The following is an 11,569-nucleotide window of genomic DNA, read 5'->3' on the forward strand; positions in this document are numbered from 1 at the left end:
GTTATCTGTCCAATGAGTCGCACGCTGTTTATTTCGCTGGATGGGCCCAAGGGAACCGGCAAAACCACGCTGCTGGAAGCCGTAACCCAAGCACTGCGGGCCGACAATAAGAAAGTGATCAGACTGTGCGAGAAAAAAAGCGATCCCTTTCGCGGTGAAACAATGGCACGGGTCAACAAACTTGTGAGAAATCCTAGTCAGGACCTGGAGCTGGAAGTCTGTGAGCGCTTTGCCGATAGTCGTCGCTGGATTTCCCAGCAAGTACTGCCCAAACAGCCACAGGACAGCATCATCCTGATCGACCGCTGGTACCCGTCCGATGCCGCGTTTCGCCGGTTAGTGCCGTTTGCAAAAATTCTGCAACTGAACCTTGCGCGAAACGTGCGAGTGCCTGACCTGCACGTGGGGGTTGTTACGGCTCCTGAAGTGTCGTGGGCGAGGGCGGCGGCGCGATCACGGGGCCTGGGCAGTACGGTGATTCATAGTCTGGAAGAGCAGATCGCCTGTACCGAGGCGTTTGAACGCGCAGTTAGCGATCACGGCTGGGCGCTATGCCGTAATGAAGGGACAATTGAAGACGCAACGATGCAGGTGGTTTCTGAGATCTACAGGCTGTTTTGAAACGCCGGGTGGTAGTCAGGCATCCGTCGCTTGCCTTTTATCCTCCTCCAGGAGGGTCGCTGCCAGCTCCAGGGTGCCTCTGCCGCCTCGGCGCAGGCAAGCGATCAGCGACAACCAGGGAATGTCGGTAAGGCGCACCTCTGAGCTCGGGATCGCACGTACTTCACCTGCCGTTCCGCCGGCAGGGCCTCCATCAGGCAAGTAGATCAGCAGCCAATCACCGCGACTTTCCAGCACCAGACCAAAACGATATCCCTCGCCCTCGCTGATCATTCCGACTTTGGCGCCTTCGATGTCGTCCAGGCCGGCGAAGCGTGCGGTAGCGTCTTTGAGCAGTTGGTAACCCGGTAGGTTGCCAAGCAGCCGGGTTTCAAGTGTGTCGAGTGTCCGCGTTGCTATTGCTGTTTTGGCCAGCAACCCGGCGAGAAAGCAAAACAGCGCCAGGAGTATCACCGTGGCCAGGGTCACTGAGGTAACCCCGGCAACGCTGAAGCCACTGAACAGTGGAACCACTTTCTGTACGGGACCGCTGAGCAGGTGAATGGCCTTTTCGATAAGGACGAATATCAATACCAACGGCAGAATAAGCAGCAGCCCGCCGGCAATCGTGGTCTTGATGAAACTGAACATGAGGCCTCCTGCACGCTAGTGTAACGAGGGTCAGCGTTAGAATCGCCAAGTAGCCCCGGCACCGAGAATGTGCAGGGCAGCATTGCGATAAGTGCCAGACAATGTGGTACCTGAACGCGCCTTGGTTTGCTCCACGTCCATGTCACCAAGCCAGACCAGTGTGTACGCGGCGTGTAAGTCCAGGCCCTGGTCAATCTGGTAGTTGACCCCAGTCGCCAACCGCCAGGCTTCGCCCATAGGGTTGTCGACCGTGCGGTCTTTGTCGTCCACCGCAGAACTGTCGTAACCAAGGCCCAAACTCAAGCGCAGGCGCGGATTGATCTGGTACTGCGTACCGACAGAGGCATGCCAGGTGTCTTTGTACTCGCGATCGACAGTGCGACTGGCGCCCAGGGCATCGGCATCCACTTCGACGCCGATGTTGCCGAATTCGCTCCAGTCCTGCCAGCCGAGACTGCCCAATAGCTTCCATTGAGCATTGAGGTCGTGGGCGATACTGAACAGCGCGGTTTGCGGCACCGCCATATCCAGCTCCAGCGAGTCGGTACCCAAGCGGCCAAGTGCGCCATTGAGGATAAGGTTGTCGACCTTGTCCACATCAGGCTTGTCCTTGAATTCCAGGTCGATCTTGCTGGTATAGGCGAAGCCAATCTGGGTGCGCTCGCTCAGTTTGTACAACAGCCCCACGTTGACCCCGGTGCCGACGTCGGTGTCCTTGTACTCAAGCTGGCCATCGGGGCGATCCAGCAGCCCCAGCAGGTTGTTGTTGATGGCCATCTCGTTACGGTAGTAGGCGACCATGATCCGCGGGCCAATACCGATGGACAGGTCATCGGTAAACTTGTAAGCCAGCGTCGGTTGCAATGACACGCCAATAATCGCCGCCTCCTGGTTGAAGTAGCGGCCGGCCCAGTCATCATCGTAATCCAATGCCAGGCCAAAATTGCCGTACATGCCAAAGCCGATTGCCGAGCGTTCATCGATCTGGTGGCTTATGAACAGGCTGGCGCCGGGCAGGTACTGGAGCGCGTTGCCGCCTTCGTTACCGTCGAACTGGTTGCGACTGTCGCGAGAGAAACGCATGTCACCGAGGATCACCTGCGCGTTGGCGCTGATCTGGGTGCCCTGCAACTCGGTGAGGCCCGCAGGGTTGCTCATCAACACGCTGGGGTCGGTTGCCAGCGCAGCAGAACCGGCATTGGCGAGGCCATTGCTCTCCTGGCCTGCCTCGTAGATAAGAATGCCTCCAGCCCCTGCTTCGCTGCTCAGCAGACATAAGCTCAACGCCAGGCCTGTAAGGCGCACACCATGGTCGAGATCACACGTGGCTGACTTCATTAAGCCTCCTCATGGTCAATCCATTGAATTCGACCTGCCGCTGACGTCGGCAGGTCGTTGGGCCATGTCTTAGTGTTTGCTCTTGAGTTGCTCGAACGATTTGACGATGTCGATCGCCCAGCCATCGAGCACCGCCCTGGCATCCTTGGCAGTCATCACTTGGTCGGAGTTGTCCAGATCGGCCCCAGCGCCCTTGCGTACCACTTGGGCAACGACCTTGTTGTTGCTGGCATCGAGGAACTGGGCTTCAGTCGACAGGCTGGTGTCTTGGTCTCGAATACCGGTTGCAGCACTGACGCCTGCAGCCACCAGTGCGATCGGGATCACTTCGTATGGGCGCAGCCCTTTGGTCTTGGCAGATACCGCCGTGATCGCGGGGCGCACGATCAATACACCCGGCCCTGGGCCTTTGGCCAGCGGCAGGACTTTGGAGAATTGTGTTTGTAGGGCCTGATTGTAGTATTGGGTGATGCCTTGGAGGGTCGAGTCAGGAATTTTTTCAGTGGCTTGAGGTTTGGGATAAAGCTGGCTTGGCTCGACATAAACGCTGCTGAACTTGTTCACGTTCAAACCTGGTTCGATCCAGCGCATAACCGCTGCACCAGACGGTGACTTTTCTTCCTTCAAGGCACTGTAGTCCTTGAGAAAACCGGAATACTGGTCGGGTTCAACATATTTACTGGCGCAACCTGAGAGCGCCAAAGAACACACACACAACGCTGCAGCAAGTGATTTGGCCTGCATGGTAACGCTCCGAATTAACTGACTGGTTGAAGCCTGAAACGGCAACTTTGAGCGACCAGGGGAGAGGGCGGCTGCCTTCCAGTTGCCGCCATCTCCCAAGGTTGACGCGTTATGGCGTGACGATGTTGAACCAGAAGTCGAAGTTGTCCATGTAGCTCATCAACTCCTCCAGCTTGCCTTCGTTACCTTCAACCTTGATATCCCCCGAACCCTTGGCGTCTTTGAGCGTGGTTTGCTTGAGCATCAGATTGTTAAGCGTGTCGCGGGTCAGGGTGATGGTGGCGTCTGCGTCCTTCGATTGCATGCCCTCGGTATGGTTGAGTACACCGTTGACCATCTCCAGCGTGTACTTCTGCTTCAGATCGGTGAAGTCGAGATTGAGCGTGATGTGCTTGCCTTCGACTTCGGGCCCTTTCAGGCGCATCGCCAGGTAATCGAAGAACAGGTCCAGGTCCATCGCCTTCACCGTGTCCGGGCTTGCAGTGTCCGGAGTTGGCAATTTCTGCACGCCGTTGCGAAGTTCCTGGGCGCCGGTCAGGTAGAAGTTGCGCCATGGACCACTCTCAGCCTGATAGCCCAGTTGTTCCAAGGCATCGGCCTGCAGGTTTTTCGCCGCTTGATTGCCTGGCTCGGCAAACACCACGTTGTTTACCACCGAGGCCACCCAACGGAAGTCACCCTTGTCGTAGTACTCCTTGGCCTTCTTCAGTACGGTATCGGCACCACCCATCATGTCGACGAAACGCTTGGCTTCTTCTTCAGGCGGCAATTCCCACAATGTGGCCGGGTTACCGATGAACCAGCCCAGGTGCAGGACATAGGTTGCTTTGACGTTGTGATTCAGCGAACCGTAGTAGCCACGGTTGGAAAAGCGGTTGGCAATCGACTTGGGCAGTTTTACCTGCTCGGCGATTTCGGTCATGGTGTAACCCTTGTTGGCCAGACGCAGGGTTTCGTCGTTGATGTAGCGGTACATGTCACGTTGCGAGGACAACTGATCCTTTACTTCCTTGTTGCCCCAGACCGGCCAGTGGTGCATGGCGTACATCACCTGGACATCATCGCCCCACATCTTCAACGCTTCGTTGAGGTATTTGGACCATGGCAGTGGTTCGCGGATTTTCGCGCCACGTAGCGAGTAGGTATTGTGCAAGGTATGGGTAGAGTCTTCGGCCGTGTTCAGGGCCTTTTTCTCCTTGATGTAATACAGCATCTCCGCCGGCGCCTCGCTGCCCGGCGCGTAGAGGAATTCATAGGTCAAGCCATCGATAACGCGGGTCTCGCCGGTTTTTTCGATGATGTCGGTCGGCGGTATGAGGGTCACGGTACCGGCAGAGGTGGTGGTACCCAGGCCTGCACCCAACTGACCCGTTTCATTCGGCGGCAGCAGGTTCCCGTACATGTAGCTGGCCCGACGGCTCATGGCAGTACCGGCCATGACGTTCTCGGCTACCGCATGTTCGAGGAAGCCCTTGGGTGCATAAACTTTGACCTTGCCAGCCTTGACGTCGTCTTCGTTGATTACCCCGCGCACACCGCCATAGTGGTCAACATGGCTGTGGGTATAGATCACCGCGACTACCGGTTTCTTTGGACGGTGCTTGAAGTACAGGTCAAGTGCCGCCTTGGCGGTTTCGCTGGAAATCAACGGGTCGAAGATGGTGATGCCTTCCTTGCCTTCGACGATGGTCATGTTCGACAGATCGTAGTTACGCACCTGATAGATACCATCGGTAACTTCGAACAGGCCCGAGATGTTGATCAGTTGTGATTGGCGCCACAGGCTTGGGTTGGTGGTATCCGGCGCTACTTCGCCTTCTTTGATGAAGGCGTATTTGGCCGGGTCCCAGATTACATTACCGGCCTTGCCCTTGATGACCTCTGAAGGTAATGGGGCAATAAAGCCTTTGTGGGCCAACTCGAAGGATGTCTTGTCATTGAACGGGAGTTCTTTGAGTAAGGCGTTATTCGCAGCTTTCGTGGCCTCAGTCGCGGCTTTTGGTTGCTCTGCGGCCATTGCTTGGGTCGCTAGCGCGATGGCGACGACCAGTGAACATGTCATACCCGCTACTCTGCGAGCTTTCGAACTACTGGAAAAAAAATGCCCAGACGTTATCTCCAAACTCATCGCTATGCTCCTGCTGGTCGGGAAAGGCACTATCAAAGCTGTACGCGCGCTTAGATAAACGTAGAAGGTTTCTGTCGCGCAGCAACTTTTAAATGAACAACTTGCTACTTTATCTGTCAGATCGTGCCTACAAAGTCGGCGGTTTAGGCGAAAATGTCGGCGTCTCTCAACCCCTGAATCGTTTAATGTGATGGATGAGATTTCCTACTATTGGTGAAAATTGGCTACTTAAACTTGGGCGCTGTAGTGTGATGGTGACGCTATTGTTTTCGTATCGAGAGGATAATTAACCGTTCGGTAACCCAAGTGTGATGGAAGCACTGAAATGATTAGATGATTGGTGGCATTTTGATGTTGATTGAATATGGGTTTTAACACGATGTTAAAACCCACTCTCTCGCAGCAACACTGCCGCCACATGGATAAATCCTTGGCCTAGCAAACTGCGACGTTCACCAGCGATCTGCAGCCGACCGCGGGTTTCGCGCAAGGTGGTTGGCGCACCATCGAGTTTGATCAACACATGGAACAGTGGCGGCGTCGGCAATAGTTCCTTGCCCCGGCTGGCGACCGTCAGCGGTCCGCCGAAACGCGAGGCGAGCATTTCGTGGTGCAGTTGACTGACGCGTGTACTGCCGATAGCGAGCACGCTGCCAGTGATGGGGGTTGGTTGTCCTTCGGGGTAAAAGCGCACCGCGCCGCCCGCTACAAGACGCTGCACTTCATCCTGGTCGACGTAGGCGTCAACCTGCCAATGCCGTGGGTCGACCAGGATGCCGATGGGTTCGCGACTGCTGACCCATTGCCCGGTTTGCCAGTTAGGGTCCAGGTCGAGCCATTGACCTTCGAACGGGGCTTGCAACGTCAGCCGGGCAATTTCCGACCGTGCTGCGCGCGCTTCTTCGAACTGGACGTCCAGGCGCTGGCGGGTGGCGATGGCCTGGTCGGCACCAGAAGGGTCGGCAATCAGGCCGCCGAGGCGAGCCTGATAACTTTTGACACTGGCCTCGCTGGTCGAAAGACGCGAGGCAATATCAGGTTCTTCGAGGGTGACCAGAGCGGTACCGGCGGCGACGTGGCCAGCGCGATGCAAGGCCTGCAAACGTGCAGGGTAAGGGGCGAACACCCGCAGTTGATGTTCGGCCCGGGCCACACCCAAGGCCTGAACCTGCGAGCGCCAGGGTACCGCCAGCAGCAATACGATCAGCGCGCCGATTGCCCACCAGGCACGCCGGTGGCCGGTGTTTACCCCTTCACGATGCTTCCACCAGTATTTGAGCTCGCGCCATACCGGCATGACGATGAACCACGCCAACTCCACGGCGAACAGAAAAATACCCAGCAGCTTGAAGAACAGCAGGTAAACCGCCACGGCGATGCCCAGGAAAAGTACCAAGCGGTACACCCAGGTCACTATGGCAAAGGTCACCAGCGCTCGTCGTTTAGCGGGGTGAAAGTGTTCCGGCCATTCCTCATTCAAGCCCAGCAGTACACGGCGCAGGGTGACTCGGGCCAAGGCCGAGGAGCGCTCGTGCAAATTGGGGAAGTCGAGCAAGTCAGAAAGAATGAAATAGCCATCAAAGCGCATGAACGGGCTTGCGTTGAGTGCCAGCGACAGCACCCAACTGGTGGTTGCCAGGTACAGCAGGGCATTGCGCAATGGGCCAGGATCGGACAACGCCCAGCCCAACGTGGCAAGCCCGGCCAAGGCCAGCTCGGTTAGGATGCCCGCGGAGGCAATGGCCAGGCGCTGCCTGGAACTGCGCAGCTTCCAGCTTTCGCCCGTGTCGGTGTAGAGCATTGGCCACATGACCACAAAGGCGATGCCCATATGACCCACGCGCAGGCCCAGGCGGGTGGCGACCAACGCGTGCCCCAGCTCATGCAGGGTCTTGGCCAGCGCCAGAGCAATGGCAAAACTGACCAGGCCTGAAGCTGAAAACGACTCCACCACCGCCGAGGTAAAGGTATCCCACTGTTGCAGCACCAACAGTACGCCGGTCAAGCCCAGCAACACGATCAGCACCGCGGTCAGCGGTTTGAACAGCCAGTCGAGTTTCTCTGCCAGCCACTGCAGGTGATGCTGTGGGCGCAGCAGCGGTATGCGGAAAAACAGGTAGTGATGCAGCCACCAGCTCCAGCTCAGCCAGGCATTGTCCTTGCTGCGCGCCACCAGGCGGGCGAGGGCCTCGCGGCCGGGGCGGACCAGTTGGTGGTGCTCCAGAAACTGGCGAAACTCCACGATTTGCTCCACGTCCGGACGCAGCGGGGTTTCTGCGTGAATGGCTTGGCAAATGTCGTTCGGCGTGCGGTCCCAGCGCAGCAGGCACTCGAATTCCAGCCAGCCGATGCGGTAGAAGCGGTTGACCACTGTGTCCTGAATCACCCAGGCCGGTTCGCCGCTGCTGTCCGGGGCGGTTTCCAGCAGGCGCAGGTCTTCGCGCAGTGGCTGCGACGGCAGTTGCGCCGGGTCGACGCCAATCACATGCCGCTCCAGGCCCGCAGCGCGGCGAAAGGCCGACGCAGCAGGTAATAACCCAGCACCACGCGCTCCCCGTACAAGCGGGCGGTGCCGTGCAGGCCAAGTCGCGCGTGTTCTGGTTGGCCGTCGATGCTGGCGAGCAAGCGGTACGCCACCACGCCTTCTTCATTGGCGCGTGCCTGGTAGCTGGTCTCGAGAACTTTGCCGTTGAGTGGGGTCAGCGGATAGGCGGTGAGGAACAAGGTCACTTCGGCGCCGGGCTCCAAGGCAATGGCATCGGCCACCGGTAACTGGATAAGCATCGCCGGTTGCTTGGGCTCGGCAATCAACAGGATTCGCTCGCCAGTGGACACCGGCTTGCCCAGCCAATCGTTGGGATCGCTGTAGACCGCCACGCCTGCCCGGGGTGCGCGAACCTGGGTGCGCCGCAGTTGCGCCTTGACTGCCGCCAGCTCCGCCCGGCGCTGCTGCACTCGGCCATTCAACAGGGTCAGCTCGCTTTTGCTTTGCGGGTTGTCAAACGCCCGCTGGCTGGCCGCCGCCAACTCGGCATCGGCTACGGCGACTTCCTTGCTCAGAACATCGGCACGGCTGTTGAGGGTGGTTTCATCCAGGCTGAACAACAGCGTGTCTTTCTCTACGCTCTGATTGGGACGCACCTGCATGCCCTGAATCACACCATCGATGGGTGAGCTGATGATCATCGCTTGGCGCGAGACGATTTCAGCAGGAGCCAAGGCGGTTTGCCGAACCGGGACCAGTAACAAAGCCACCGCTACTGCCAGGCCCAGCAACAATTGGCGTTTGCTCGGCCGCCAGCGCGATAGCCGGCGTTTTTTGCCAAAGCCTGCCCAGCAATGCGCCCACGTAAGCCACAGGCCGTCGAACAAGGGTTCAAGCGCAGGCGCGGGTGGATTGTCCAAGAGAAACAGCACCAGGCCTAAACGCTCACCCTCGCGGTCCAGCAACGGGATACACCACAGCCCTGCAGGCCACCACTCGGCCCAACCTTCTTCGATGTCAGGCGTTGGGGTAACGGCATCACGCGCAAGCCACAGCGGCTTGTTGTCTTGCACTTGGCTGGCAACCCAGCGTACGGCACGTTGCAGCCACACCAGGTAAGGTGAGTCTTCAGTCGGTCGGGCCAGGCCCGATACGCACAACAGTTCGAGGATCTGCCCTTGCTGCTGGAAGACCAGGGCCTGGTGGTACTGCAGCAGGGGATAGGGATCGTTGGCGATGGAGAATCCCAGCGCATTCAACGAGTCGGCGGCCAGGGCTTTGTCACGCAGGGCTGCGATCGCCAACAGCAGCTGCGGGTGCGGTAGCGGCTCAGTCATTGGCGCCAGGGAAGCGTGCGGTGCCGCTCATGCCGGCGATCAGGTCCGGGTGTGCGGCGTCCAGGCGTGCCTCCAACTCCACGGTTTGGGCAACGGCGTCTACCCGTGCGTTGATGGCGCTGACATGCGCTGGGTAGGCTTTGCCGGTTTCCAGAATATTCACCTCAAGCGCCTGGTTTGCCTTGAGCTGAGGCAACAGGCTGGACGGCACATTCAAGCGCACCTTGAGTGCGCCATCGCTGACCAGGTCAAACAGCGGTGTGCCTGCGGCTACGGTTTGGAAAGGTTTGGCATGCACTTTGGCCACGCGCCCGGCAAAAGGCGCCTGTACCACGCAGTAGCCGCTCTGGGCCTGCGCCATGGCGCGTGCACCATCGGCCTTCTGCACTTCAGTGTTGGCCATATTCACTTCTAGGTCGCCCACAGCGTCGAGCTTGCGCAGGTTGCGTTTGGCTTCGAGGTTTTGCCGGGCCATGGTCAGTTCGGCGGCAGCGACTCGCGAGCGCGCCTGGGCTTCGGCGCAGTCAAAGCGCGCCAACACCGCATCCTTGGCAACATGTTGGCCGAGCGCTGCCTTGAACTCGCCAAGGGTGCCGGCCATCTGGCTGGAGAGGGTGGTTTCAAGCCCGGCAACCAGCAACACGCGAATCGTACTCGGCTCGTTGCTGCTGGGCAGTGGTGCCGTTTCATCGGCTACTGCAGGGCTGAGAATCAAGGACAGGAGTACTGCGAGCAGACTGCGCTCAAGGTTGTATGGCATTCGGCGTTCCTTGCATGGCCAGAAGGTTGCTGCGTTCCTGATTTTCCACGGTGCGCTGGATTTCCTGCGCCAGGGTTTTGATGCTGTGTTGTTCGATCTGTTGGGGTAGCGTGTCCAGGCCGACCGAGTTGTACAACCGTCCCCACGCCGCCTGGGCGCTGGAATAAGCCGCCTCACGCTGGTAGCGCGAGAGCAGGTAGCGACCTTCGGCACGTATCACTTCCAGCTCCGAGCCATAGGCAGTGGTGCGTGCAGCTTCAGCGTAGCTCAGTAAACTCTGATCGACGCGCAGACTTTGATCGGCAAATTCAACTTCCTGGCGTGCCAGTTGGTAGCGCAAGGTGCCCACCCGTACTTGAGTGAGGATCGCCATCGATAACGCCACCCGGCGCATGTCATCGGTTTTGCTCTGCGACTCGGCGGCGCGATTGAGCGAAGGTAACTGCAACAGGCGCAACAGGTTCATCGAGACTTGCAGGCCGGTCTCGTTCCAGTCGTTGTTATAGAGGTATTTGTTGGAGTCGTACTTGTAACCGAAGTCCAGGCTCACGTTCGGCCACAGTTGAGTCTTGGCGATCTTCAGGTCGTTCTCGTTGACCCGCTTGCGGTACCACTCTTCCATGATCTCGGGACGGTGGTTCAACGACAGCAATTCGAGCTTGTTGATGTCCTGGGACACCTCCGGCAGGGTTGGCTCGACCTGATCAGCCAGGATCAACCGAGAACCGGGTGGCAGCGACATCAGTGCCGACAACTCGGCGCGGGCAAACTCCAGGTCCTGGCGGCGCACAGTCAACAGATAGATGGAATCGAGCAGCGCGCGCTGGTACGACAATACCTCCTGGCGCGGCAGCAGGCCCTTGGTCTCGGCTTGACGTGCTGAAAGCAGCGCCTGATGGGTGCGTACCAGCAAGCGGTCCACCTGCGGCATCAACCGCTGCGCGCTGAGGGCCCGCCAGTAAGCATTGCGTACGTCTTGCAGAACATTCTGTGCCACCTTGCGGCGGCGCTCTTCGGCCATGAGGATCTGGTCGGTTTTCTGCTGGGTGCGGTAATAGGCCACGCCGAAGTCCAACAGGCTCCAACTCAAACCGAGCCCGTAGATTTGCCGGTAGCGCTCTTCAGACGTCGATGCACGCAAGCTCTGTTCGCGGTCTTCGATACCGATGGAGGTACCACCGGAATCATTGTTACGCCCCGCGTACCCGGCCGAAGCTACCAGGCGCGGCAGCATTTCGTGGCTGGACACGTCGCGCAGGTCGCTGGCCAGTGCGCCTTCCATCAGTTTCAGGCGGTAATCAAGGTTGTACTTGAGGGCGCGTGCAGCGGCCTCGTAGAAGGTGATGGGTGTGGTTACCGGCTCCTGGTTTGCATACATCTGCGCCTGGTCCTGAATGATCCGTTGCCGGGTTTCATCCTCGGTGTATTCCACAGGCTTGGTCGCAGAACAGGCGGCGAGCAAAAAGGTGGAAGCAATGGCCGTACTGAACAATGTCTGAGGCAGTTTTGGCATGGTCTGTCCTTGG

The 11,569-nt window shown here is 58.6% G+C and carries 9 protein-coding genes; 1 reads left to right on the forward strand and 8 read right to left on the reverse strand.

The genetic code is table 11. The features are described from left to right. The first annotated feature begins 12 nt into the window (after window positions 1–12). Window positions 13–621, forward strand: coding sequence for a dTMP kinase (locus V0R60_RS01615; protein WP_330078559.1), 609 nt, complete (start codon window positions 13–15; stop codon window positions 619–621). Window positions 622–636: 15 nt separating this feature from the next. Here V0R60_RS01615 and V0R60_RS01620 read toward each other — a convergent pair whose 3' ends face one another. From V0R60_RS01620 to V0R60_RS01655, 8 genes are all read right to left on the reverse strand, one after another. Beyond that, a complete protein-coding gene (locus tag V0R60_RS01620; RefSeq protein ID WP_330078558.1) occupies window positions 637–1,251 on the reverse strand; it encodes a hypothetical protein in 615 nt (204 codons plus the stop codon). Between the two features lie 36 nt (window positions 1,252–1,287). Continuing rightward, entirely contained in the window at window positions 1,288–2,589 is a 1,302-nt protein-coding gene (locus tag V0R60_RS01625) for an OmpP1/FadL family transporter (RefSeq protein ID WP_136476153.1), read from the reverse strand. 69 nt (window positions 2,590–2,658) lie between these two features. Next, complete coding sequence (locus tag V0R60_RS01630; RefSeq protein WP_136476152.1) at window positions 2,659–3,333, reverse strand: DUF3313 domain-containing protein; 675 nt, start codon at window positions 3,331–3,333, stop codon at window positions 2,659–2,661. A 109-nt stretch (window positions 3,334–3,442) separates the two neighbouring features. Beyond that, window positions 3,443–5,395 (reverse strand): alkyl/aryl-sulfatase, encoded by a 1,953-nt coding sequence (locus V0R60_RS01635; RefSeq protein WP_136476151.1) that lies wholly within the window; start codon window positions 5,393–5,395, stop codon window positions 3,443–3,445. Between the two features lie 448 nt (window positions 5,396–5,843). Continuing rightward, a complete protein-coding gene (locus V0R60_RS01640) occupies window positions 5,844–7,943 on the reverse strand; it encodes an HlyD family efflux transporter periplasmic adaptor subunit (protein ID WP_375547254.1) in 2,100 nt (699 codons plus the stop codon). Then, window positions 7,943–9,283 carry an efflux RND transporter periplasmic adaptor subunit gene (locus V0R60_RS01645; RefSeq protein ID WP_203541362.1) on the reverse strand — a complete coding sequence of 447 codons (1,341 nt, stop codon included), beginning with the start codon at window positions 9,281–9,283 and terminating at the stop codon, window positions 7,943–7,945. Before V0R60_RS01645 ends, V0R60_RS01640 begins: the two co-directional genes overlap by 1 nt. Then, window positions 9,276–10,043 carry an efflux RND transporter periplasmic adaptor subunit gene (locus V0R60_RS01650; RefSeq protein WP_330078556.1) on the reverse strand — a complete coding sequence of 256 codons (768 nt, stop codon included), beginning with the start codon at window positions 10,041–10,043 and terminating at the stop codon, window positions 9,276–9,278. Before V0R60_RS01650 ends, V0R60_RS01645 begins: the two co-directional genes overlap by 8 nt. After that, entirely contained in the window at window positions 10,027–11,556 is a 1,530-nt protein-coding gene (locus V0R60_RS01655) for a TolC family protein (RefSeq protein WP_136476148.1), read from the reverse strand. The genes V0R60_RS01650 and V0R60_RS01655 overlap by 17 nt, the downstream gene beginning before the upstream one ends. Between the last annotated feature and the right edge of the window lie 13 nt (window positions 11,557–11,569).

The sequence above is a fragment of the Pseudomonas auratipiscis genome (assembly GCF_036324085.1).
Taxonomy (GTDB): Bacteria; Pseudomonadota; Gammaproteobacteria; order Pseudomonadales; family Pseudomonadaceae; genus Aquipseudomonas; species Aquipseudomonas auratipiscis.

Excerpts from the sequence above, each read along its gene's own strand:
- V0R60_RS01645 (WP_203541362.1), bottom strand. The coding sequence starts at position 9,283 with ATGACTGAGCCGCTACCGCACCCGCAGCTGCTGTTGGCGATCGCAGCC.
- V0R60_RS01630 (WP_136476152.1), bottom strand. The coding sequence starts at position 3,333 with ATGCAGGCCAAATCACTTGCTGCAGCGTTGTGTGTGTGTTCTTTGGCG.
- V0R60_RS01620 (WP_330078558.1), bottom strand. The coding sequence starts at position 1,251 with ATGTTCAGTTTCATCAAGACCACGATTGCCGGCGGGCTGCTGCTTATT.
- V0R60_RS01615 (WP_330078559.1), top strand. The coding sequence starts at position 13 with ATGAGTCGCACGCTGTTTATTTCGCTGGATGGGCCCAAGGGAACCGGC.
- V0R60_RS01650 (WP_330078556.1), bottom strand. The coding sequence starts at position 10,043 with ATGCCATACAACCTTGAGCGCAGTCTGCTCGCAGTACTCCTGTCCTTG.
- V0R60_RS01655 (WP_136476148.1), bottom strand. The coding sequence starts at position 11,556 with ATGCCAAAACTGCCTCAGACATTGTTCAGTACGGCCATTGCTTCCACC.
- V0R60_RS01625 (WP_136476153.1), bottom strand. The coding sequence starts at position 2,589 with ATGAAGTCAGCCACGTGTGATCTCGACCATGGTGTGCGCCTTACAGGC.
- V0R60_RS01635 (WP_136476151.1), bottom strand. The coding sequence starts at position 5,395 with ATGACATGTTCACTGGTCGTCGCCATCGCGCTAGCGACCCAAGCAATG.